This is a genomic window from Paenisporosarcina sp. TG-14 (assembly GCF_000297555.1).
In the GTDB taxonomy this organism is placed as follows: domain Bacteria; phylum Bacillota; class Bacilli; order Bacillales_A; family Planococcaceae; genus Paenisporosarcina; species Paenisporosarcina antarctica.
This window is the reverse complement of record NZ_AMGD01000021.1, coordinates 141961-165713: the sequence shown is the minus strand read 5'-3', so window position 1 is coordinate 165713 and position 23753 is coordinate 141961. Positions and strand designations below refer to the sequence as shown.

General features: G+C 36.4%; 22 protein-coding genes, 1 pseudogene and 1 other annotated feature. Of the genes and pseudogenes, 19 read left to right on the top strand and 4 right to left on the bottom strand.

Annotation, left to right across the window (positions count from 1 at the left end; translation table 11 throughout):
* Positions 1–15: 15 nt before the first annotated feature.
* The 4 genes and pseudogenes from C406_RS0108575 to C406_RS0108560 form a co-directional block, all read right to left on the bottom strand.
* On the bottom strand, positions 16–330 hold the full coding sequence (locus C406_RS0108575; RefSeq protein ID WP_017380197.1) for a hypothetical protein: 315 nt from the start codon (positions 328–330) through the stop codon (positions 16–18).
* Complete coding sequence (locus tag C406_RS0108570; protein WP_017380196.1) at positions 327–3134, bottom strand: hypothetical protein; 2808 nt, start codon at positions 3132–3134, stop codon at positions 327–329. Before C406_RS0108570 ends, C406_RS0108575 begins: the two co-directional genes overlap by 4 nt.
* A 6-nt stretch (positions 3135–3140) precedes the next feature.
* Positions 3141–4439: a hypothetical protein gene (locus C406_RS0108565; RefSeq protein WP_017380195.1), complete on the bottom strand. Its 1299-nt coding sequence runs from the start codon at positions 4437–4439 to the stop codon at positions 3141–3143.
* Between the two features lie 199 nt (positions 4440–4638).
* Positions 4639–4941 (bottom strand): annotated as a pseudogene (locus C406_RS0108560) (AAA family ATPase); the annotation flags it as partial.
* A gap of 134 nt (positions 4942–5075) precedes the next feature.
* Between C406_RS0108560 and cymR the strand changes: the two are divergent.
* The 19 genes from cymR to C406_RS0108465 all read left to right on the top strand — a co-directional run bounded on the left by cymR (position 5076) and on the right by C406_RS0108465 (position 23673).
* Complete coding sequence (gene cymR / locus C406_RS0108555; RefSeq protein ID WP_017380193.1) at positions 5076–5495, top strand: cysteine metabolism transcriptional regulator CymR; 420 nt, start codon at positions 5076–5078, stop codon at positions 5493–5495.
* A 25-nt stretch (positions 5496–5520) separates the two neighbouring features.
* Positions 5521–6663 carry a cysteine desulfurase family protein gene (locus tag C406_RS0108550; RefSeq protein ID WP_017380192.1) on the top strand — a complete coding sequence of 381 codons (1143 nt, stop codon included), beginning with the start codon at positions 5521–5523 and terminating at the stop codon, positions 6661–6663.
* Between the two features lie 20 nt (positions 6664–6683).
* Positions 6684–7805 (top strand): tRNA 2-thiouridine(34) synthase MnmA, encoded by a 1122-nt coding sequence (gene mnmA, locus C406_RS0108545; protein ID WP_017380191.1) that lies wholly within the window; start codon positions 6684–6686, stop codon positions 7803–7805.
* Between the two features lie 18 nt (positions 7806–7823).
* Entirely contained in the window at positions 7824–8480 is a 657-nt protein-coding gene (locus tag C406_RS0108540) for a tetratricopeptide repeat protein (protein WP_017380190.1), read from the top strand.
* Positions 8481–8503: 23 nt separating this feature from the next.
* Positions 8504–10933 carry an SF1B family DNA helicase RecD2 gene (gene recD2 / locus C406_RS0108535; RefSeq protein ID WP_017380189.1) on the top strand — a complete coding sequence of 810 codons (2430 nt, stop codon included), beginning with the start codon at positions 8504–8506 and terminating at the stop codon, positions 10931–10933.
* Between the two features lie 165 nt (positions 10934–11098).
* Positions 11099–11263 carry a hypothetical protein gene (locus C406_RS20515; protein WP_017380188.1) on the top strand — a complete coding sequence of 55 codons (165 nt, stop codon included), beginning with the start codon at positions 11099–11101 and terminating at the stop codon, positions 11261–11263.
* A 296-nt stretch (positions 11264–11559) separates the two neighbouring features.
* On the top strand, positions 11560–12216 hold the full coding sequence (locus tag C406_RS0108525) for an HAD family hydrolase (RefSeq protein ID WP_017380187.1): 657 nt from the start codon (positions 11560–11562) through the stop codon (positions 12214–12216).
* Between the two features lie 106 nt (positions 12217–12322).
* Positions 12323–12532: a binding site (T-box leader), on the top strand.
* Positions 12533–12573: 41 nt separating this feature from the next.
* Entirely contained in the window at positions 12574–15201 is a 2628-nt protein-coding gene (gene alaS / locus C406_RS0108520) for an alanine--tRNA ligase (RefSeq protein ID WP_017380186.1), read from the top strand.
* Positions 15202–15291: 90 nt separating this feature from the next.
* The gene (locus tag C406_RS0108515) at positions 15292–15558 is read left to right on the top strand and encodes an IreB family regulatory phosphoprotein (protein ID WP_017380185.1); all 267 of its coding nucleotides are present in this window, start codon (positions 15292–15294) and stop codon (positions 15556–15558) included.
* Between the two features lie 3 nt (positions 15559–15561).
* Positions 15562–15987: a Holliday junction resolvase RuvX gene (gene ruvX, locus C406_RS0108510; protein WP_017380184.1), complete on the top strand. Its 426-nt coding sequence runs from the start codon at positions 15562–15564 to the stop codon at positions 15985–15987.
* A 6-nt stretch (positions 15988–15993) separates the two neighbouring features.
* On the top strand, positions 15994–16308 hold the full coding sequence (locus tag C406_RS0108505) for a DUF1292 domain-containing protein (protein ID WP_017380183.1): 315 nt from the start codon (positions 15994–15996) through the stop codon (positions 16306–16308).
* A 100-nt stretch (positions 16309–16408) separates the two neighbouring features.
* Positions 16409–17527 carry an endolytic transglycosylase MltG gene (gene mltG / locus C406_RS0108500; RefSeq protein ID WP_017380182.1) on the top strand — a complete coding sequence of 373 codons (1119 nt, stop codon included), beginning with the start codon at positions 16409–16411 and terminating at the stop codon, positions 17525–17527.
* Positions 17528–17630: 103 nt separating this feature from the next.
* Entirely contained in the window at positions 17631–18266 is a 636-nt protein-coding gene (locus C406_RS0108495) for an O-methyltransferase (RefSeq protein ID WP_017380181.1), read from the top strand.
* Between the two features lie 5 nt (positions 18267–18271).
* Positions 18272–19201, top strand: coding sequence for a peptidase U32 family protein (locus C406_RS0108490; RefSeq protein ID WP_017380180.1), 930 nt, complete (start codon positions 18272–18274; stop codon positions 19199–19201).
* Positions 19202–19225: 24 nt separating this feature from the next.
* Positions 19226–20497, top strand: a complete 1272-nt coding sequence (locus tag C406_RS0108485; protein WP_036654344.1) for a peptidase U32 family protein — start codon at positions 19226–19228, stop codon at positions 20495–20497.
* Positions 20494–21132: a uridine kinase gene (gene udk / locus C406_RS0108480; RefSeq protein WP_017380178.1), complete on the top strand. Its 639-nt coding sequence runs from the start codon at positions 20494–20496 to the stop codon at positions 21130–21132. Before C406_RS0108485 ends, udk begins: the two co-directional genes overlap by 4 nt.
* A gap of 109 nt (positions 21133–21241) precedes the next feature.
* Positions 21242–21715 (top strand): transcription elongation factor GreA, encoded by a 474-nt coding sequence (gene greA / locus C406_RS0108475; RefSeq protein ID WP_017380177.1) that lies wholly within the window; start codon positions 21242–21244, stop codon positions 21713–21715.
* Between the two features lie 573 nt (positions 21716–22288).
* The gene (gene greA, locus C406_RS0108470; RefSeq protein ID WP_017380176.1) at positions 22289–22762 is read left to right on the top strand and encodes a transcription elongation factor GreA; all 474 of its coding nucleotides are present in this window, start codon (positions 22289–22291) and stop codon (positions 22760–22762) included.
* 194 nt (positions 22763–22956) lie between these two features.
* On the top strand, positions 22957–23673 hold the full coding sequence (locus C406_RS0108465) for a YrrS family protein (RefSeq protein WP_017380175.1): 717 nt from the start codon (positions 22957–22959) through the stop codon (positions 23671–23673).
* The last annotated feature ends 80 nt before the right edge of the window (positions 23674–23753 follow it).

Here is a 23753-nt window from a genome sequence, read left to right as displayed (position 1 = left end):
ACTTGAGTTGACAATTTACATTTCTATAGAATATTTTGGAATTAAAGTTGCGATCCAACATTTAATCACGGATACGAATAATTCATTATCCTTTTCAAAAAATGAAAGTGGTTCTGACACCTCTTGAAATGAAACGGTGACCATTGTGTGCCTTGTGTCACAAATGAATGCCCAAACATCACTAGTATATTCACCGCTAATCATTCTGCCTGTTCGAACTTCTTCGGATAAAATATCGTTTGCTTCTTGAACCATAGTTTTCGAGTCGAAAAAGAAGTCGTTAAATTCATCAAGTAAAATGCTATCCTTGGTTTGATTTAATGGTGTCATTTGTTATCCGCCTTTCTCAAATCGGGAATTGTAACAAGATGTTTTACACTAGGTATATTACCTATTTCTTTTTTTATATCTTTAAGATCTTGATTGAAAAATGCAGAGACATTCCCCTCTCCAAACTGTTTTACAGCTAGACCAATCAAGTGAATATACGAATATAAATTATTTGATAGTCTTATTTTTTCACCTTGTTTTGTAGTCAATGGGAACTTTGTTTTAAATTCGGTTAATTGTTTATCAAAATCCTCGCTTAATTGAGATAGTGCATAGAAGTGAGATATGACGAATGGACATTTTTCGCAATCTTTAGAAGGGTAGGGGCATTTACTATAAATACACTGATAACCTTCTTTTTTTGCTGGTTGCTGTCCAAGTTTCAAAGTATTTGAAAGTAATTTTCTTTCTTCTACGGAATAACCTTGTAATACTTTTCTTACTGAGTTTTGATCTGCCGTTAACCTCTTTAGATAATTTGCTAGTTGCTCAATTTGATGGATATCTCCAAAAATTTCTTTAATCATCAATGATTGTTCAGTTTTCACTTCTCTTTCACTAGAAGAGTTATCTAAAAGAAGTTCCCCCAAAGCATCGTATGCATAACCGAAATTCCCCATACTAAACAGTTGTTTTGTAATGAAGTCCATTTGTTCTTGTGGAATATCAATGTAAATGTTGGTGGTTTCTATACTTGCGTGACTTCTAATGTATTTTGTAACCTCCAATGGATTCCGGTTTGTCGTCTTCTTTATCACGCTGTAAATGTAGCTGATAAGAGTTCTGTTCATTTGTTTTGATTTGAAATTGAAATCGGAGTTGAAATTTGAAAAGAAATTCTTTTTAATTACTTCTTTGAAATTTCTAGCTCTATTATCAAAATCAATTAACGTATTTGAAAGGGGGTTGGTTAAACGGCAACGCAATTCGCAAAGTATTACTGAATGAACAAATGCACTAATCAATTCCTCAGAACAAAAGAAGTATCGTCTTTTTTTTGTTTTGGAATGAATAAACTTAAGAGCACTAACTTGATTCATTATTTGATGTAATTCATTTTCATTTAAAACATTGTTACCCAACCAATCTAAAGCTAATTCTGGATCTAAATTATTAAACCTAGTTTGTTCTAGATTAATCCGGGGGAACATCGTTATATCGTGGTGCCTCCAAGCATTGTTTAAATGTAATAATACGTAAAGCCAAGAAGAATCATAGTGTTTATCATCTTGAGAATTACGGCAAAGATTGATACTTTCTATAGCTAATGATTTGTGCTTGTTAACATCCTTAATGTAATCAATTAAATTAATAAATTGATTAATCGGATAAATAGTCTTATCATCTGTTTTTTCACCTTTTCTTGCATAAAGATTGGGCAAAGAAGTTGCATTGAATTTTATTACCTCACTAAGAGTCATACGACTTTCTGCTACTACTTTTAAAAATTTATATACTTCAAGTTTTGTAGAAGAGGGTAAATTTGCATTGAAGATAGCGAGATTCAATTCATTCGTTGAGTGCATAAAAATTTCTTTTTGTACGGTTAACTGAATCAATAATTTTGAGGTGTTGAAATCCACCCTTGTTGACTTTCTTTTCGAATCATTCGAAGCTCTACTAGATAACGACTTCTTTTTTAGATACTTTTTCCAATACTCTTCGGTTACTTTGCCGTTAGAATTAAATTGTAAATCCAATTCTTTTAAAATAGTTAATACAGCGGAATAAGAATCAGTTTCCAATGTTGAAAGTAAATTATTGAAAACTTTATCGGGTTCATTTTTATTAATAAAGTCCAGAACGTCTTCTTTAAAGTAAATCTTTGTAAGTCCTTTCTTAAAAGAAATCCCGTTTTTAATAGTGCATATTAAGGGGGGGACGAAAATTGATTTTATATTTTCTCTGTACGGACTTTGAGCAAGTGTACTAGTGAGAACCCCTAAATTTTTACTAGCTTCTTCTTTTGTGAAATATGTATCTTGTATATTTTTCCAAAGCTTATCCTGTTCCTTTTTAAGAAACTCAACATCATCTTTTAAAAAGTACTTGCGCCCTTGACTTTCTCGGTCAAAACTAATGCTGTATTCTAATGCAACTTTTTCCAGACTATCTGTACTAATTTCTAATATATTTGCAGCTTTATACATTGAAACTTTATTCATTGCAATTTCATCAATTCTACTTTTATCTTGCGAAAAATCAATCCAATCTTTTCTAAACAAATATGAAAATTGAACATCATCTTTAAAAAATAGCACAATAGGCTTTTTATAATTCTTTAGCCGGTATTTTAAGCTTGAAATTGACAATCCAGCTTCAGCAGCAACTTTAGGAAAAGAAATGTAATTTTCTCTGAAATTAGCCAATTCTATTTTTGATACAAAATATTCATTATTATTGACTTTATGATTGAGTAAAATAACATTCATAAATCCTTTTTCCTTCATATATAAGAAACGGTCGATATGTGAATAAGGATGATTATTTTTTTTTTGATAACCTAAAATTTTTATTGCTTCAGGCAAGGTAAGATAATGTTCTTTAAATTGCTGGCTAAGATAGTTGTATTCAGCAATAGATTGAAGAGAATATAGAGTTTTGCTGCCCTCTAATTTTCTGACAATAATTCCTTCTTCAGCAATTCTTTTGAAATATTTGAACCCATAAAATTGAAATAGGTCCTTATGGTCTTTAGTTATAGCGGAAAGTGTTTTGAACTGACCTATATAATCAGTGTTTCCAAAAGTTTCCTGGCTAACCTCTGATACCGCTCGTTCTATTGAAATCTTAGTTAATTTCATCGATGTTTACCCCCTAGACCTAAAGTTTTCTAAAGTTGAGCTTTCGATTGTTGCTAGTTTATCTATATAAGCTGTCCTGATATTGTTTATAGCGTCCTTTGTTATATTAATGGCATTCGTTTCTTCAACGTAAGCCATAACCGAATTGATATTTTTATCCCCTCGCGCTATTGCTACCTCGGTAACGTTGGCATTAACTTGGAGTAGAAAGTTAGTAAATACACCGCGTCCTATATGAGTTGACCACCTTTTGTTTGTTAAAAATAAAAATTCTTGAGTACGTCCTTCTTCACTTAACTGTCTCAAGAATTCATCTTTGATTTTATGGAATTTCTCTTTATAAGATTTTCCTGAAATAGGTTCGCCGGTTCTCTTAGATACAAATAATGCATCGTTGTTTTTAAGAAGGCTACGATTATCCATTCTTACAAGCAACGCTTTGTGCTCTTTGTAAACTTTTGAAAGGTCAGGGTTTATTAATAAGGATTGATTTCTTGCAACTTTTACTTGTTCGTGTTGTAAATTTTGCTTTCCGGAAAATAAAATTTTGGTTCTATTTCTTATCTGTAATATGAACTTTTCTTCGCCAAGGTCATTATTGTTCCAGTAATACGGTGATTCTATTGCAGCTTTAGTTAAATTAACTACTTCACCCGCTCTCAACCCTCCAAAGAATTGAAAACAGATTCCCAATGCTATTTCTGGAGCAACATCCTGTGCAACAGCGATAAACTTTCGTACTAATTCATATCTATTTTCCCCAAAGTCTACAAGCTTATCTGATATTTTATCGTCCCTTCCTGGGTAGAAAGTTTCCAAGTCAAGTCTATTAAAAGGTGAACCTTCATTGAAAACAACCGACTCTGAAAGAATTGAGTTCTCTGATAACCACTGATAAAAGTTTATTAAATAACTTTCGACTCTATAAACATAATCGGCTGTGAGGTCCCCAGCTCGTGCTTTTAGGGAAAGACTTGTTATGTAACTAGATCCGTGCTTAAGTTTTAGAGAAAAAAGACCTCGTTCGCTTAAACTAATAAAATCCTCATTTTCATTTTCTATTTGTTTTCTTGAGTAGTTCAGAAATTTTATTAGCTCATACGCCGCATTTCTTTGTGAGCTTAAAGACTTTGTTTTCCTCTTGTATTTGCTCCTAATATAATTTGTTAAAGGGGAGGGGTATATGTTGTTTGATAATAAGTTTTTTATTCCAATACCTATTACTCTCTCCTCAATCAATTCTCCATTAAGAATATGAATAGCGTTATATTCTTTTACTACGAAAGTGTAATTGTTTTCAAACATATTTCTCCTCCTAAATAAATGAAAAATTTTAACTATTTGCTATGTATATAAATATAATACTATAAGAACAGATGTACGGGTCAGGTAATTTATGCCAAATATATTATAAATGGATAAAAAAATAAACCCTTCTTATGAAAGGGTTTAGAGAGAATATTTAGTCATAATTTTGGTTTTCATCCAGACAGCGTTATACAAGGATCTCATCCAAAAATAACAAGACTTTTCCTGTCATGCGCGATTCATTGACTACTTCTTCTATTTCTTTCTTTCCTGAACGAGTAGCATTAAGGGCAATGAACGGAAGATTGCTTGTACCAGCAATGGCGTAGGCGAGAGATGTCTTACCGATTCCTGGTTCGCCGTATAATAACATGGACGGAACATGTCCATTTAAAATCATTTTATATAAAGGAGTATTCACCCCAATAATGTCTTGTTGACCAGCGATTTCGTCCAATTTATGCGGTCTCATTCGATAAGCAAGTGGTTCGTTTTGCAATATGAGTACCTCCTATATTCGTACATTTGTTCTCCATTATACGTGTTCATATGTGAAAAGTCATTTCACAGTCGAATGGTAGGAAATGTGCTATACTATATGAAGAATTTAGAGGATTTATAGAGGTGGATAACGTGAAAATATCAACAAAAGGTCGTTATGGTTTAACGATTATGATTGCTTTAGCCAAACAATTTGGAGAAGGTCCCGTGCCACTCCGTCAAATAGCATCAGACAATGATTTATCAGAGGCCTATTTAGAACAATTGGTCTCTTCACTGCGTAATTCAGGACTAGTTAAAAGTGTCAGAGGAGCGCATGGGGGATATATGCTTTCAAAACCCCCTCATTTAATTTCTTCTGGAGATGTTATACGTGTCTTAGAAGGACCGATTCAACCTGTTGAAGGAATTGAAGATGAAGCGCCTCCTCAAAGAGAATTATGGATGCGTATTCGAGATGCAGTGAAGACCGTTTTAGATACAACAACAATTGAAGATTTAGCCAAATACAGTGAAACGTCTTCAGATGAAGGGTATATGTATTACATTTAAGTATGTGTTCAAAAAGGAGTACGACATGACTAGAATATATTTAGACCACGCAGCCACTTCGCCTGTACATCCACAAGTCATAGCAAAATTGGTTGAAACGATGGGACAAGTTTATGGCAATCCATCTAGTATCCATGCTGCTGGCCGTGAAGCGCGAAAACAACTAGACAAAGCTCGTGAGTATTTAGCGAAAAGTATTGGTGCAAAAGATCAAGAAATTATTTTGACAAGTGGTGGGACGGAAGCAGATAATTTAGCAATTTTCGGAACTGCTAACGCAAGGAAAAGTGAAGGGTCACATATTATCACTTCTCAAATAGAGCACCATGCTGTCTTAAGTGCATGTGAAAAGCTTGAAAAAGAAGGGTATGACGTATCGTATTTACCTGTAAATGAACAGGGACGTATAGCTGTAGAAGATGTCAAAGATGCACTTCGTGATGATACGATATTAGTAACGATAATGCTTGGTAATAATGAAGTCGGTACGATTCAACCAATTAAAGAAATTGGAGAATTGTTAAAAAATCACAAGGCAACATTCCATACAGATGCTGTTCAAGCATACGGATTGCTTCCTATTTCAGTTGCTGATTTAAATGTGGATCTTTTATCTGTATCATCACATAAAATCAATGGACCTAAAGGAATTGGCTTTTTGTATCAACGAAAAGGCACCAAATTAGCAGCTCAACTTTTTGGTGGACAACAAGAACGAAAACGCCGTGCTGGAACTGAAAATGTCCCGGGCATTTTAGCATTCGCTGAAGCAGTTTCTATCGTACAACAAACGATGGAAGAAAAGCGCGAACAATATAATCACTATAAAAATGATATGATTTCAATTTTTGAACAAGCTAACCTTGAATTCAAGATAAATGGTGATGAACAATCAATGCTTCCGCATATCCTGAATGTTAGCTTTGCTGGTACCGATGTTGAATCACTACTCGTTAATTTAGACATGGCGGGGTTGAGTGTTTCGAGTGGTTCAGCATGCACAGCAGGTTCAATAAATCCTTCTCACGTGCTAGTCGCTATGTACGGTGAAGAAGCAAGTGAACTACGTAATTCAATTCGCTTTAGTTATGGCTATGGGATTACGGATGAGGAAGTAAAAGAAGCAGCTATTTTAACAGTTAATATAGTTAAACGACTTGTAAAATAAATTAGAAAAGGTGAGAATCAATGCAACAACTAAAAGATCCTGCAAATACACGTGTCGTTGTTGGCATGTCAGGGGGCGTTGATTCGTCCGTTGCAGCTCATTTACTAAAACAACAAGGTTATGATGTAATCGGAATCTTTATGAAAAACTGGGACGACACTGATGAAAATGGTGTATGTACAGCTACTGAAGATTATGACGATGTTATTAAAGTATGTAACCAAATCGGTATTCCTTATTATTCGGTGAACTTCGAGAAACAGTACTGGGATAAAGTGTTTTCTTACTTTTTAGAAGAATACAAAGCAGGAAGAACACCAAACCCTGATGTGATGTGTAACAAAGAAATTAAGTTTAAAGCTTTCTTAGAACATGCCGTCAGTCTAGGTGCTGATTATTTAGCAACTGGTCATTACGCTCAAGTAAAAGAAGTGGACGGGGAAACTCAACTTCTACGTGGACTTGATAATAATAAAGATCAAACGTACTTTTTAAATCAATTATCTCAAGACCAATTATCAAAGGTTATATTCCCCATTGGCCATCTTGAGAAAAAATTGGTTCGTGAAATCGCAGCAGAAGCGGGACTTGCAACTGCAACTAAAAAAGATTCTACTGGTATCTGCTTTATCGGCGAACGTAATTTCAAGGAATTCTTAAGTCAATATTTGCCGGCTCAACCTGGTGAAATGGTGACAATGGATGGTGTGAAAATGGGCAGTCATGACGGATTAATGTATTACACAATTGGTCAACGTCAAGGTTTAGGCATTGGTGGAGCAGGTGATCCTTGGTTTGTTCTAGGGAAAAACCTTGCAAAAAACGAATTGCTTGTAGGACAAAACATACACCATGAAGCGTTATTTTCTGATCAATTAACGGCAGTAAAAATGAGTTTTACAACAACTGAACCTAAAAATAAGACATTCTCTTGTACGGCTAAATTTAGATACCGTCAAGAAGATGTTCAAGTAGAAGTTGAATTAACTCCTGCTAACGGCGCCATTATATCATTCGCGCAACCTGTTCGGGCTATTACACCTGGTCAAGCAGTTGTTTTATACAATGGGGATGTGTGCTTAGGCGGAGGAACGATCGATGAAGTTATGAAACACGGCAAAAAATTAACTTATGTTGGCTAATGGACTAGGAGTGAGAAAATGAATGAACTAGAACTTGGCATTGCGGCCATTCAGAATAAAGATTACGAACAAGCGGTTGTTCATTTTAATAACGCCATTGAAGAAGAACCAAATAATCCATTAGGTTACATCAATTTCGGCAATTTGTTAGCACGAATGAATGAAACAGATCGTGCAGAACGTTTCTTCCAAAAGGCGATTACGCTGGATGCACAAGCAGCTACTGCATTTTATGGGTTAGCCAATTTATATTACGAACAAGAACGCTTTGAAGAAGCAGTAAAGCTCTATGAAAAAGCAGTTCAATTTGGCATACAAGGTGCGGATGTCTTCTTTATGATGGGGAAATGTTTTGAACGGTTAGGGAACGAAAAACTGGCGCTTCCATATTTACAGCGTGCAGCTGAACTCGATCCAACGGATGTTCAAATTCGCTTATCTTATGGCATTGGATTAGCAGCTCTAGAAATGTTCAAAGAAGCAGAACCAGAATTCATGTATGTCATTCATGAAGACTTGAACAATGCTGATGCGCATTATAATTTAGGTGTGTTATACGCAGTGTCTACAGAGCGTATAGATGATGCCTTGTATCATTTAAAACAAGCATACACATTGCAACCGAAGTTTGATCAAGCGCGTTATGTATACGATATGATCTCATTAAGAAAATAACGATAGAAAAGGTGGCGACAGTTTTGTCAAGTCAAAATGAATTATTTGAACAGCAAGAAATGCATATTACAGGCAAACCTGTCGTCACTATTTTTCATAACTCCACAAATTTATTCTCCATTGTAAAACTTAAAATCAACGAAACGAATATACCTAATGATGATAAAGAAATTATTATTACTGGGTATTTCCCCCAACTAACGAATGAAGAAACGTATCGTTTTACTGGTCAAATTAAACAGCATCCAAAGTACGGAACGCAGTTTCAAGTGGAGACATTTGCAAAAGATGTTCCTGAAACTGAGCAAGGCATCATTCATTATTTATCGAGTGATTTGTTCCATGGAATTGGGCGGAAAACCGCTGAAACCATTGTGAAAAAGTTAGGGAAAGATGCGATTCGAATCATTTTAGATGATCCCGAAGCGTTAAACGTCATTCCGAGACTTGCGCAAGAAAAGAAAGACACGATTCGCTTAGGATTAGAGCAAAATCTTGGTTTAGAACGTGTAATGATTCAATTGAATGGATGGGGCTTCGGTCCTCAGCTTGCTATGCGGATTTACCAAACTTACCGTGAAGAAACCATTGAGATGTTAATGAAAAACCCGTTTCGTCTTATTGAAGATATAGAAGGAATTGGTTTTCATCGCGCGGACGAATTAGGTTCTAAACTTGGAATGACAGGAAAACATCCTGATCGAATTAAAGCGGCCGTTTTTCATTTGTTAAATGCTGCTTCTCTCAGTGAAGGACATGTTTACTTACATGCTGAACAAATATTACCCAATGTCAAGCAACTGTTGGAGTCTAGCCAGTTTGAAGAAGTACCTTTTGAGGCGATTTCAACTGCTTGTATGGAATTAGTCGAAGAAGGGAAACTCGCAGGTGAGATGTCCCGTTTTTACTTGCCTTCCCTTTATTATTCAGAAGTAGGCATCGCGTCGAAACTAGAAACTTTGTTAGCTGAACAACAAGAAAGAACGGGCTTTCCGACGTCTGAAATTCGTAAAGCTCTAGGCGATACGGAAGAACGATTAGATGTGACCTATGCACAGACCCAGATTGAGGCAATAGAACTTGGAATGAATGCATCTGTCATGTTGCTAACGGGTGGTCCTGGTACAGGAAAGACAACGGTAGTCAGAGGACTCGTTGAAGTATACGCAGAATTACATGGCCTAACGCTTGATCCTAAAGACTATGCAAAAAAGCAAGAACCCTTTCCAATTATTTTAGCAGCCCCTACTGGTCGTGCAGCTAAACGATTAAATGAATCAACAGGCCTTCCATCCATGACAATACATCGTTTGCTTGGCTTCACCGGGCAAGATAAAGATGAAGAAACAGAAAGAGATATTAAAGGTAGGCTAATCATAATTGATGAAATGTCAATGGTCGATACATGGTTAGCCCACCAACTATTAAAAGCCATTCCTGAAGGCGCACAGGTCATTTTTGTTGGTGACCAAGATCAATTACCACCTGTTGGACCAGGGCAAGTATTAAAGGATTTACTAGCATCTAAACGAATACCAACTGTAGAACTAACTGATATATATCGTCAATCTGCTGGCTCATCAATTATTCAACTAGCTCATCAAATGAAAAAAGGCCAATTGCCAACGAATATAACTGATAAAACATCTGATCGTTCTTTTATAAAAGCTGGACCGGATCAAATTTCGGAAGTTGTCGAAAAAGTCATCAAAAGTGCTTTGGCAAAAGGCCATACCATTAAAGAATTACAAGTGCTGGCCCCTATGTATAAAGGTCCTGCTGGCATTGATGCATTAAATAAAATGATACAACAAATGGTCAATCCAAATGATACCCAAAAACGCAAGGAACTAGTGTTTGGAGAAACAATCTATCGTATTGGCGATAAAGTGTTACAGCTCATCAATCAACCGGAAAGCCAAGTATATAACGGGGATATGGGCGAAGTAATAAGTATTTCAAAAGCCAATGAAAATATTGAAAAGCAAGACATGATGATCGTTTCATTTGAAGGAATTGAAGTAACCTATCAGCGCAATGATCTAGGTCAATTAACACTTGCCTATTGTTGTTCCATTCATAAATCCCAAGGTAGTGAGTTCCCAATTGTTATCATGCCAGTAGTACGTAGTTACATGAAAATGCTACGACGCAATTTATTATATACAGGGATTACTCGGGCAAAAAATTTCTTAATTCTTTGTGGCGATGTAGATGTCTTTAAATTTGGCATTCAACGCAATGACGATTTAGCAAGATTAACATCATTAAAGGGACGATTAAGTGAGGCAGTTCCAGCGGTAACAGAACCGGTTGTTGCCGAAAATAGTGTGAGTGAAGGTGACCATGACCATGAATTGTCGTTAACTGCGACTAATCATTTAACGATACACCCATTAGTCGGAATGAATGGAACAACACCTTTTGATTTTTTAGAAGAAGTGGCAGAATGACGAATAGATTAATAAAACCACAGGTATGCATACCTGTGGTTTTTCGTCCTTCTTTAACAAGTATATCCTGCTCCTAATAAGAATTCTTAGTCATGAATTTATGGGTATTTATGTTAAAATAATTGGGGTAATTGAACGATCAAGGGAGGTTATTTGAGAAAGTAGTTGTATAGAAGTGATACTTATGAAGCATATTTATGCTTTGAAACGAAAGAAGAATTAGAAGAATATGAAGAAATGAAAGAAAGATTTAAAAAGAGACTAAACGAATATCAAAAAGTGCTTAAAAAAGAGTTCGCATTGACAAGTTCACCAAAAGGAATAATTTGAACGACCGAAGTTTTGGCAACTACTGTTTTTTCTGGAATTCCAATACCGGCTTACATAAATGCGGATTTTATTTATACGTCACCTGATATTAATAATGGGAGAAAGATATGGAGTAAAACAGCGTAGGCTCAAGCGGGAATAGCGAAGTGTCGAAATCCACTCGAACGATTAGTTCGAGTTAGTTCGGCGCAAGACCGCGGAAAGCTAGCAGTTTTGCGGAATATCAACCCTCATGTTGAAGGGTGTTTTATACAAAATTTGACTATAATAGACTAAACTATCAAAAGAGGTGCGATATGATAAAAGCAGTGATTTTTGATTTTGACGGACTCATTATTGATACAGAAACAATTTGGTATGAAGCGTTTAAGGAAGCCTTAATACAGTTTGAGGTAGATTTGACAATTGAACAATTTGCATTAGTCATCGGTACGGATGATGCAGTATTGGATAAATATATTTTGGACAATATAAAAGAATCCTCAACTATTTCTGAAATCAAAGAGTTGGCATCGAAGCTATTTAACGAAATGATTGGTCAGCCAAAATTACGAGATGGTGTGGAAGAGTATTTGATTACTGCAAAAGAAGTGGGATTAAAAATTGGGTTGGCTTCAAGTTCAAAACGGGAATGGGTAGAAAAATATTTGACTCAGCTTCACATTCTTCATTATTTTGAAGTCATCAAAACAAGAAATGATGTAACTACTGTTAAGCCAGACCCCGAACTATACTTGCAAGCCATCAAAGCACTTGATGTGAAACCGGATGAAGCCATTGCTTTTGAAGATTCATTGAATGGCTTAAAAGCAGCGCGAGGAGCAGGCTTGAAATGTGTGATCTTCCCTAATCCGGTTACAACCAATTTAGCTTTTGAAGATCACAGTATGAGATTGTCTTCGATGGCTGAAAGACCTTTGACGTATATTCTTAAAGAATTAAATGGGAAATAGAGCTTACGTTTACGTGGAGAAACGAAAAATACCGGATTAATTCCTTGTACTTTACAAAAGAGAATTGACACACAGACAATTATTTTTTATACTTTTAAACAAATGATTGAAAACGTTGATGGAGAAAGTACATTTGTGAGGCTTGCATAAGAAAGAGGTTCCTTGGCTGAAAGAACCTTCAAGTTTTTAAGATGGAAAGCTACTCCTGAGTGCAGCTAATCCCTGTCGTAAGCCGCGTTAAGGCATAATCGAGAGACAGCAGAGAACTTCTGCTGTAACTAGGGTGGTACCGCGAATTAAAGCCTTCGTCCCTTTTTTAGGGACAAGGGCTTTTTCTATTTTAAGGAGGAATTATTCATGAAAACTGCTGCAGAAATTCGTCGCATGTATTTAGATTTTTTTATTGAAAAAGGGCATGCATTAGAACCTAGTGCACCGCTTGTTCCGATAAACGATAATTCACTATTGTGGATTAATAGTGGTGTCGCAACATTAAAAAAATATTTTGATGGACGTGTAATACCTGATAATCCGCGTATTACTAACGCACAAAAATCTATTCGTACAAATGACATTGAAAATGTTGGGAAAACAGCTCGTCATCATACCTTCTTCGAAATGTTGGGGAATTTCTCCATTGGTGAATACTTTAAAAAAGAAGCGATTCACTGGGCGTGGGAATTTTTAACGGATAAAAAATGGATAGGTTTTGATCCACAGTTATTATCAATTACAATTCACCCAGAGGATGAAGAAGCGTATGCAATATGGCGTGATGAAGTCGGGATCCCTGAAGAGCGTATTATTCGCTTAGAAGGTAACTTCTGGGATATTGGAGAAGGTCCAAGTGGTCCGAACTCAGAAATTTTCTACGATCGAGGAGAGAGTTATGGTCATGATATGACGGATCCAGAACTGTATCCTGGTGGAGAAAATGATCGCTATTTAGAAATTTGGAACTTGGTTTTCTCACAGTTTAACCATAACCCAGATCACACGTATACCCCTCTTCCAAAGCAAAATATTGATACGGGTATGGGTTTAGAGCGTATGGCATGTGTCGTACAAAATGTCCCGACAAACTTTGATACGGATCTATTCTTACCAATCATTCGTAAAACACAAGAACTTTCGGGTAAAACATATGGCGAGGATGGAAATTATGACCTTGCCTTTAAAATAATTGCTGATCACACTCGTACCGTTGCTTTTGCAATTGGAGACGGTGCACTGCCTTCAAATGAGGGAAGAGGGTATGTATTGCGTCGCTTATTACGTCGTGCTGTTCGTTTCGGTAAAAATTTAGGTATGGACCGTCCGTTTATGCACACATTAGTTCCAATTATTGGAGAAATTATGAATGATTTCTACCCTGAAGTCAAAGCAAAACAGGAATTTATCATGCGTGTAATAAAAAATGAAGAAGAACGTTTTCATGAGACACTACAAGATGGTCTTGGTATTTTAGCAACTGTTATTTCAACTCAACAAGATGCTGGTTTGAAGGTCATACCAGGTAGTGATGCATTCCGTTTATATGATACGTTTGGTTTCCCTGTTGAATTGACACAGGAATATGCTGAAGAAGATGGAATGACAGTCGATCTTGAAGGTTTTAAAGCTTCTCTAGAAGCTCAACGCACACGTGCTCGATCTGCACGAAAAGATGTTGATTCCATGCAAATACAATCTGAAGTTTTAGGGAATATTAAAGAGCAAAGTCATTTTATTGGCTACGATACAGTGATAGCTACGGCTAAAGTGATTGTTATGGTAAAAGATGGGGAACACGTTGAAATTGCTCAAGAAGGCGATGTAGTTAAAGTTATTTTGGACCAAACTCCTTTCTACGCTGAAAGTGGCGGACAAATAGCAGATCACGGAATCATTCAAAATGACCTGTTTAAAGCATTTGTAAAAGATGTCCAAAAAGCACCAAATGGCCAAAATCTTCATACGGTTGTTATTGAGTCTGGCGAACTAACAATAAATGACGATGTAACCGCAACAGTAGATCAATCTATGCGAAAATCAACAGTTAAAAACCATACCGCTACCCATTTATTACATCAAGCATTAAAAGACGTCTTAGGCACTCACGTAAACCAAGCAGGTTCTTATGTAGGTCCAGATCGATTACGTTTTGACTTCTCTCATTTTGGTCAAGTGACAAAGCAAGAGCTTGAATTGATTGAGCAACAAGTAAACGAGAAAATCTGGGATGATATTCAAGTAATTACGGGAAATCATAAAATTAGTGAAGCGAAACAAATGGGTGCTATGGCATTATTTGGTGAAAAATATGGGGACATTGTTCGTGTTGTATCAATAGGGCAGTATTCACTAGAACTTTGTGGTGGTTGTCACGTGAGTAATACTTCACAAATTGGTTTCTTTAAACTGTTAAGTGAAAGTGGTATTGGTGCTGGAACTCGCCGAATTGAGGCTGTTACCGGAAAAGGTACATATCAATTTGTTAAAGAGGAAGAAAGCATTTTAGAAGAAGTAGCTGCATCGTTGAAAACAAATCCAAAAGATGTGGTTGCACGCGTTCAAGGATTACAACAAGAACTTCGCCAAGTCCAACGTGAAAATGATTCATTATCTGCAAAAATGGCAAATAATCAAGCTTCTTCTATTTTAGAAAATGCGCAACAAATTGATGGAATTACGGTTTTATCTTCACGCGTACAAGTAAAAGACAATAACCAACTTCGACAAATGATGGATGATTTGAAAACGAAAATGAATCAAGCAGTTATTGTTTTAGGTGCCGCTGAAGGTGACAAAGTCATGTTAATTGCTGGTGTAACAAATGATTTAACTGGCGGAAAATATCATGCAGGTAATATTGTGAAACATGTTGCCGAACAATGTGATGGTAAAGGTGGCGGACGACCAGATATGGCAATGGCTGGAGCAAAAGATTCGTCGAAACTTGAAGAAGCTTTACAATCTGTGTATGATTATGTCAAATGCGTTTAATTAAAACTTGATATCGGTTATACTGAACAAGCAACTTAAATATGCTTGTAAAAGACAAATATATTTTACTCCGAAAGCGAGGTGCTGATCATGAGTTCATTTGACAAGACAATGAAGTTTAATTTTCCTGAAGAGTCTATGGAACAAGAAGTGAAGCAAGTAATGCTTCATGTCCATTCGGCGCTTGAGGAAAAAGGGTACAACCCAATCAACCAAATTGTCGGCTACTTACTTTCGGGTGATCCGGCATACATTCCTCGCCACCAGGAAGCACGAAACCTAATCCGTAAGCTTGAGCGTGATGAAATCTTAGAAGAGCTTGTAAAGTTCTACATCAAAAAGAATAACGAGGCATAAGTTATGAGAGTAATGGGGTTGGATGTAGGCTCGAAAACTATTGGTGTGGCGATTAGTGATGCCTTTGGTTGGACAGCTCAAGGAATTGAGACGATTAAAATTGATGAAGTGAATGAAAAATTCGGTATGGAGCGTATTGCTGAATTAATGAATTTGCATGAGGTATCTTCATTTGTGGTTGGGTACCCCAAAAACATGAACAACTCGATTGGACCACGTGCAATAGCATCGGAACGCTTTGCAGATTTGTTACGACAAACGTTTGAAAAACCAGTATTCTTATGGGATGAACGTTTGACGACAGCTGCGGCAGAAAAAATGCTAATTAGTGCAGATGTCAGTCGGAAAAAGAGAAAACAAGTCATTGATAAAATGGCGGCAATTTTTATTTTACAAGGCTATCTCGATAGTCAATCTATTAAGAGGTGATTATTCATGGAACACGGTCAACAAAACATTACAATTATAGATGATAACGGTACAGAACAATTATGCGAAGTACTTTTTACTTTTGAATCAGAAGAGTTTAACAAATCATATGTACTTTACTATCCAATAGCTGCAGAAGAAGATGAAAACGAAGAAATCGAAATTCATGCTTCTGCTTTCACTCCTTCAGAAGACGGTAAAGACGGCGACCTTCTACCTATCGAGTCTGATGAAGAATGGGACGTAATTGAAGAAATGCTAAACACTTTCTTAGATGAAGAAGAAGAAGAAGAAGAAGAAGAAGAAGAAGAAAACAAATAAAAATTGTCTTCTAAAAAAGGGCGGAATGATGAAAATCATTTTGCCTTTTTCTTTTGGTAAAAAATCTGTATAATAAATTTCAGATAGAGGGGGGTAACCCATGGGAAATGAAACAAAAAAAGACATTATGTTTAATCGTATGAAAGAAAAGAAAAAAGAAGTGAAAATTGTAAGACGCATTGTTCTTGCAATTGTTCTTCTTGTACTAATAGGTGGAGGAATTACTGCTTATAGTGGATACAAATATGTGAAAAGTGCGCTGTTACCAGTAGATGAAAACTCAGAAGAGACTATTGCTATTGATGTCAAAATTGGTTCTAACCTTGATTCGATTGCAACGCTACTTGAAAAAAACGGAATAATTCATGATGCGAAAATTTTTAAGTATTATGCGAAGTTTAATAATGAATCGGAATTCCAAGCAGGTAAATATTTATTAACCAAATCTATGACACTTGATGAGTTAATAGAAAGTTTGAAAACAGGAAAAGTATACCGCGAACCACTCTTTGCAATGACAATTCCTGAAGGGCGAACTCTTGAAGAAATTTCTGTACGAGTGGAAGATAAAACTTCATATAGTAAAAAAGAGTTTATGGATCTCGTAACGAACTCGGAATTTATTGATCAAATGATTGCGAAATATCCATCCTTACTAACTGATGAAATTAAAGGTCCGGATCTTAGACATTCTTTAGAAGGTTATCTATTCCCAGCAACTTATTCGTTTTATGAAGAAAAGCCTGCATTAGAATCTATTGTCGAGCAAATGTTGAGTGTATCTGAAAATAAAATGGCTGCCTATACAGAAAGTCTAGAAGAACAGGAGAGGTCTGTACATTGGTTGTTAACATTCGCTTCCTTGCTTGAAGAAGAAGCGACTGCAAAGAGCGATCGTGAAATGATAGCGAGTGTATTCCAAAACCGTTTAGATAAACCTATGCCATTGCAAACTGACCCAACCGTTCTCTATGCGCTTGGCGAGCATAAAGATCGTGTGTTGTATGATGACTTGAAAATAGATCATCCATATAATACATATGTAATCCCAGGATTGCCTCCTGGACCAATTTCAAATCCTGGAACCGAGTCTATCGAAGCGGTTTTAAACGCGCCTAAGTCTGATAATTTCTTTTTCTTAGCTGATAAGGAAGGTATCAATCATTTTTCCAAGAATTATGATGAACATTTAGCAAAAATTGAAAAGTATTTACGCTAATCGTGACAAGATTGTCAAAAAAAAAGGGAAAGCTGTCGCTTTCCTTCTTTTTTTGTGATAAAATGGGGTGAAATTTTTGTGCATCAAAGGAGTTAGTTTGAACATGAGGACTTCACAATCCTATATTACTTCACAAATCAAAACCAGGTCTAATTTCCTGTCGAATATGGAACAATTTGCAAAGGAAAAACATATTCCCATAATGGAATTAGTTTCAATTGAATCACTTTTACAGTTTCTGCGATTGCAACAACCGAAATCTATATTGGAAGTTGGTTCTGCAATTGGTTATTCAGCCATTCGTATGGCATACACTTTACCTGAAGCTATACTTACTACCATAGAAAAAGATAATGATCGTTTTCAATTAGCTTCGAACTATTTAAAACAAGCTGGACTGACTGACAGGATTCAACTATTGCATGGCGATGCACTTGAAATTGATATCAGTAGTTTCAAACAAAGCCACTATGATGCTGTATTTATAGATGCTGCAAAAGGTCAATATCAACGTTTTTTCGACAAGTACTCACCACTCGTTCCCAGCGGTGGTGTTATTTATTGTGATAACATGCTCATGCACGGTTTTACAGAAATAGATATCCAAGATGTTCCTAGAAGAAAACGAACAATGGTACGAAATTTGCAACAATTTACTAAATGGCTCATGATTCATGAAGAATATGAAACAACATTCCTGCCGATTGGTGATGGAATTACGATTAGTATAAAGAGGTGACTCGCATGAAAAAAACAGAATTACTTGTTACTCCACAATCTGTCGCTCATTTGGAACAATTAATTGAGGCTGGTGCAGATGCTTTTTTAGTTGGTGAACAACAATTTGGTCTGCGTTTAGCAGGTGAGTTTACAATTGATGATATTGAACTATCAGTTACACTTGCGCACGCTGCCAAAAAGAAAGTATATGTGGCCATGAACGCCCTCTATCATAATGATCGTGTAGATTTATTACGTCCTTACATGGAAAAACTCGCGGCTATCGGAGTAGACGGGATTACTTTTGGAGACCCTGCAGTGGTGATGGTTAAACGGGAAGCGGGTCTTGATATTCCACTTCATTGGAACACAGAAATGACTGCAACTAATTGGTTCACTGCTAACTATTGGGGGAAACGTGGTGCAAATCGCGCCGTATTAGCCCGAGAATTAAGCATGGATGAAATCATTGAGATAAAAGAGAATGCTGAAGTTGCCGTCGAAGTACAAGTGCATGGGATGACCTGTATGTTCCAATCAAAACGTTCGTTGCTTGGTAATTACTTTTTGTACCAAGATAAAGCGATGGAAATAGAGAACCGTGCAAACAATAAAAATATGTTCTTGCATGACAAGGAACGTCACAACACCTATCCGATATTTGAGGATTTAAATGGCACTCATATTTTCAGTCCAAACGATATGTGCATCATTGATGAGTTAAATGACTTGTTAGAAGCTGGTATTGACTCATTTAAAATCGATGGAGTCTTGCAAGAAACAACTTATGTAACGAAAGTGACAAAGCTATACCGTAGAGCGATTGATGCGTATATGCAATCACCTGAAGTTTATAACAATATGAAAAATGACTTATTAACGGAAATTGAAGAAATGCAACCGGATCTTCGTCCACTCGATACCGGCTTCTTCTTTAAAGAAACAGTGTATTAAGGAAGGAGAGAATTCAAGGTGGCAATGCTTCAACATGACCAGATTAGCAAAAATATTGATGGCAAACGTGTCATAGTTAAAAAGCCAGAACTTCTCGCTCCTGCGGGAGACTTAGAGAAATTGAAAATTGCCATTCATTATGGAGCAGATGCCGTATTTATTGGTGGTCGCGAATTCGGGTTACGTTCAAATGCCGGGAACTTTTCGATAGATGAAATGCGTGAAGCTGTTGTATTTGCCAATCTCTATAGTGCGAAAATATACGTTACAACAAATATCTTTGCGCACAATGAAAATATGGATGGTTTATCACAATATTTAATGGATATTGAATCAGCGGGTGTTAAAGGGATTATCGTAGCAGATCCATTGATTATCGAAACATGTCGCAGTGTAGCTCCTAATCTAGAAATTCATTTAAGTACACAACAATCATTGTCTAACTGGAAAGCTGTTCAGTACTGGAAAGATGAAGGATTGCAACGAGTTGTACTTGCTCGTGAAACGAGTGGAGACGAAATCCAAGAAATGAAAGAAAAAGTCGACATTGAAATTGAATCTTTTATTCATGGCGCTATGTGTATTGCCTATAGTGGTCGTTGTACGTTATCGAATCATATGACTGCTCGTGACTCAAACCGTGGAGGCTGTTGTCAGTCTTGTCGTTGGGACTACGATTTATATGAGGTGAATGATGGCGAACAAAAAGCTTTGTTCACTGAAGGAGACGCACCATTCGCAATGAGCCCTAAAGATTTGAAATTAATAGAATCAATCCCTCGTATGATTGAACTAGGTATTGACTCGTTGAAAATTGAAGGTAGAATGAAGTCGATTCACTATGTAGCAACAGTAGTAAGTGTTTACCGCAAAGTTATAGATGCATATTGTGCAGATCCAGAAAACTTTATCATTAAACGCGAATGGTTAGAAGAGTTGGAAAAATGCGCGAACCGAGATGCAAATACCGCTTTCTTTGAGGGAGAACCGACTTTCAAAGAACAAATGTTTGGTGTTCATGGGAGAAAAACAACTACTGACTTTATCGGTCTTGTCATGGATTATGATAAAGACACTAAAATGGTCACGCTTCAACAACGAAACTACTTTACATCAGGTCAAGAAGTAGAATTCTTCGGCCCTGATATAGAAAATTTTCGAATGACTATTTCAACCTTATGGGATGAAGATGGCAATGAACTGGATGTTGCACGTCATCCTTTGCAAATCGTGCGTTTTAAATCAGATAACCCAGTTAGTCCTCATAACATGATGAGAAAGGAGCTTGTACGATGACATTTAAGCGCCCCCTTGTTATAGGTATTGCTGGTGGTTCAGGTTCAGGGAAAACAAGCGTGACCAAAGCAATTTATGATGTTTATAAAGAAAAATCAGTTGTAGTAATTGAACAAGATTATTATTATAAGGATCAAAGTCATTTGAAATTTGAGGATCGTCTAGCAACAAACTATGATCACCCATTAGCGTTTGACACAGATTTATTAATTGAACATATTCACCAACTTCTAAATCGTCAATCTATTGAGAAGCCGATCTATGATTACACGCTTCATACCCGTGCTCCACAAAAAATCGTTATCGAGCCTCAAGATGTTATTATTTTAGAAGGAATTTTGGTGTTAGAAGATATGAGATTGCGTGAATTAATGGATATTAAATTATTTGTGGACACAGATTCAGATTTACGTATTATTCGACGCATATTACGAGACATCAATGAGCGAGACCGTTCAATTGAATCGGTAGTCGAACAATACTTATCTGTAGTCCGTCCTATGCATAATCAATTTATCGAACCGACTAAACGTTATGCAGATATCATTATTCCTGAAGGTGGACAAAATCAGGTCGCAATAGATTTAATGGTTACAAAAATTAAAACAATACTTGAATCTGATATCATTGTGTAACATGATTATGATAGACTGACATTATTATCTAAATACTATGACGCATAAATAAAATCATCGCAGCATAGAATTTTTATGAGATAGCAAGTAGTTGAAGGAGTGAAAGAAATTGTCAACAGAAAAGAAATTCCCTATGACAGTTGTAGGAAAAAAGAAATTAACAGACGAACTAGATTTCTTGAAAACGGTTAAACGTAAAGAAATAGTTGAACGTATCAAAGTTGCACGAAGCTTCGGAGACTTATCTGAGAACTCAGAGTATGATTCTGCTAAAGAAGATCAAGCTTTCATTGAAGGACGTATTATTACTTTAGAATCTATGATTCGCAATGCGGTCATTATTGAAGAAGATGCGCAAACTAGCTTAGTTTCTTTAGGGAAGACGGTTTCTTTTATTGAAGTACCTGATGGCGATGAAGAGACATACACAATCGTAGGTTCTGCTGAAGCAGATCCTGTGGAAGGTTTAATTTCAAATGATTCACCAATCGCTAAAAGTTTAATTGGGCGTTCAGTTGGAGATCAAGTAAAAGTACTAACTCCAGGTGGCGAAATGGACGTCAAGATTACGTCAATAAATTAATATGAAATCTCAATCCACTCCCTGTAAAATGGGTGTGGATTTTTTCGGAATTAAGTAAGTATAAGTTTATAATTAGCTACACCTTATAACGCTTTGCGCTTTTCTTAAAAGATAAGAAAGTATATAATTTTAGTTCCATTGTTTCAGGTATTTTGGACAAAAAATTTTTTCATTAATATTGTTGATTTCCGTTTCAACGCCCTTTCATGTTTCGAAGCTAGCGTAGCGATGCAGAAACAGGCGGACGCTTTGCAACGAGTAACCGCAGGAGCACATGTTTTTCCTGCCGCCTTCCACTACAATCCATGAAGTGTGTAGTAACCAACAAGAAAATATATCAATTGCTTATTGCTAAGACACGAATAAATGGTTCTAAGTTAAGCTAGAGATAGAACCAACCTATAATCTTAGTTGCCATCTATATTAGTTGATTGAAGCGCAGGTGGCGACTTCTGCGGGAATAGTAGATGTTTTCTGCACGGAAAGCGTCCACTGTAGAGGAAATCAACAGGGTACTATGATTACTCTTCTTAAAAGGACCGGGCATTTTTCTTATTGCAAAGGGGGATAACAATGACAATTGAAAAGAAACAATCCATCACGCAGTTTGGTCTAACGAACTTACAGGAAGAGTTAGATTATTTGAAATCGATAAAACGTAAAGAAGTGGTAGGGCGCATTAAAGCATCTCGTTGTTTTGGATTAATTGAAAACTCGGAATATGAAACAGCGCGTGAAGATCAAGCGTTCGTAGAAAGTCGCATCTTTGCTATTGAAACAATAATTCGCAATGCCGTGATTATTAATCCGTCTAAACATGACTCCGAGGTTGTCCAGATAGGTTCTACAGTGACTATTCAAGAAATTCCAGATGGGGAATTAGAGACGTACACTATTGTTGGTTCAGCAGAAGCCAACCCACTTGAAGGTCGCATTTCTAATGATTCACCGATTGCTCAAAAAGTTTTAGGAAAACAGGTCGGTGAAGAAGTAAATGTAAAAATACCGAGTGGGAATATAACTATTCAAATTGTATCAATTACTTAGGATGTAGTTGGATGGTTGCAGTGATATTTTGGAAAAGTTGCAACCAAATTCGATTTTAATGAATCCCTATCGTAATATCCCATTCTAATGAACAGATATCGTCTTTCATTGATATGAAACATTTCTTTAATACGTTCGTCTAATTTGTCATGAGCATTTATGGTATCATGCTTAATATAAGGGGGAATACGCAGATGGTAAACAACACGCAGCGTCGATTTACCTCAAGAAGTAATCGACCAAAAAAACCAAATCGCACAAACAAAATATTAAATGCACTTATAGGCCTTGTTGTCGTAATGATTGTCATTACTGCTGGAGTTATCTTCCTCGGTAATGATGATGCAGAAAAAGCTGATGGCAAAAACGATACGGAAGAAACGAAGTCTTCTAGTAATGAGACTGAAACAGCTGATGAGTCTGTTGCATCAAAAGAAGAACCTGAAGTTGGTTCCGAAGAAATTGTCTCAGACGAAGAGAGTGCTAAAGAAACTGAAGAAGAAGCGAAAGAAGAAGAAGCAACAGAAGAAGAAAAGACTCCTGAAGATCCTACAACGGGTGGTACTGTTACTTCAACTCCATCAAATGATCCACTTATTTCCGAAAAAATAGTTAACACTGCATGGAAGCCTGTGGGTACAACGCAAACTGGCGAACATACTTCTGTTTATAGTGAAGGCCATGTTGACTGGGATGAAAAAATAAAAGCTATAGAATATACTACAGGTTTATCTACGGACAACATGATCGTATGGCGTATTGCAAACGGTGGAAGTCCTCAAAAATCCGTTGGGGTTGTATCTTCAAAAAATAAAGAAGAAAAATACCGTGTAAGTTTACAATGGGTAGAAGGCGAAGGCTGGAAACCTGAAAAAATGGAAACTTTAAAAACATTAAACGGCGCCTATTGACTTTCGGCGCCGCTTTTATTATTTTTAGAGAAGTGTTTTTGCACGAATTAAGAAAGTACGAATTTTTCGGATATCAATAT

Bases quoted from the DNA above. Each gene is read 5' to 3' on its own strand.
- C406_RS0108575 (WP_017380197.1), bottom strand. From the start codon at position 330: ATGACACCATTAAATCAAACCAAGGATAGCATTTTACTTGATGAATTT.
- C406_RS0108570 (WP_017380196.1), bottom strand. From the start codon at position 3,134: ATGAAATTAACTAAGATTTCAATAGAACGAGCGGTATCAGAGGTTAGC.
- C406_RS0108565 (WP_017380195.1), bottom strand. From the start codon at position 4,439: ATGTTTGAAAACAATTACACTTTCGTAGTAAAAGAATATAACGCTATT.
- C406_RS0108550 (WP_017380192.1), top strand. From the start codon at position 5,521: ATGACTAGAATATATTTAGACCACGCAGCCACTTCGCCTGTACATCCA.
- mnmA (WP_017380191.1), top strand. From the start codon at position 6,684: ATGCAACAACTAAAAGATCCTGCAAATACACGTGTCGTTGTTGGCATG.
- C406_RS0108540 (WP_017380190.1), top strand. From the start codon at position 7,824: ATGAATGAACTAGAACTTGGCATTGCGGCCATTCAGAATAAAGATTAC.
- C406_RS0108525 (WP_017380187.1), top strand. From the start codon at position 11,560: ATGATAAAAGCAGTGATTTTTGATTTTGACGGACTCATTATTGATACA.
- alaS (WP_017380186.1), top strand. From the start codon at position 12,574: ATGAAAACTGCTGCAGAAATTCGTCGCATGTATTTAGATTTTTTTATT.
- C406_RS0108515 (WP_017380185.1), top strand. From the start codon at position 15,292: ATGAGTTCATTTGACAAGACAATGAAGTTTAATTTTCCTGAAGAGTCT.
- ruvX (WP_017380184.1), top strand. From the start codon at position 15,562: ATGAGAGTAATGGGGTTGGATGTAGGCTCGAAAACTATTGGTGTGGCG.
- C406_RS0108505 (WP_017380183.1), top strand. From the start codon at position 15,994: ATGGAACACGGTCAACAAAACATTACAATTATAGATGATAACGGTACA.
- mltG (WP_017380182.1), top strand. From the start codon at position 16,409: ATGGGAAATGAAACAAAAAAAGACATTATGTTTAATCGTATGAAAGAA.
- C406_RS0108495 (WP_017380181.1), top strand. From the start codon at position 17,631: ATGAGGACTTCACAATCCTATATTACTTCACAAATCAAAACCAGGTCT.
- C406_RS0108490 (WP_017380180.1), top strand. From the start codon at position 18,272: ATGAAAAAAACAGAATTACTTGTTACTCCACAATCTGTCGCTCATTTG.
- C406_RS0108485 (WP_036654344.1), top strand. From the start codon at position 19,226: ATGCTTCAACATGACCAGATTAGCAAAAATATTGATGGCAAACGTGTC.
- udk (WP_017380178.1), top strand. From the start codon at position 20,494: ATGACATTTAAGCGCCCCCTTGTTATAGGTATTGCTGGTGGTTCAGGT.
- greA (WP_017380176.1), top strand. From the start codon at position 22,289: ATGACAATTGAAAAGAAACAATCCATCACGCAGTTTGGTCTAACGAAC.
- C406_RS0108465 (WP_017380175.1), top strand. From the start codon at position 22,957: ATGGTAAACAACACGCAGCGTCGATTTACCTCAAGAAGTAATCGACCA.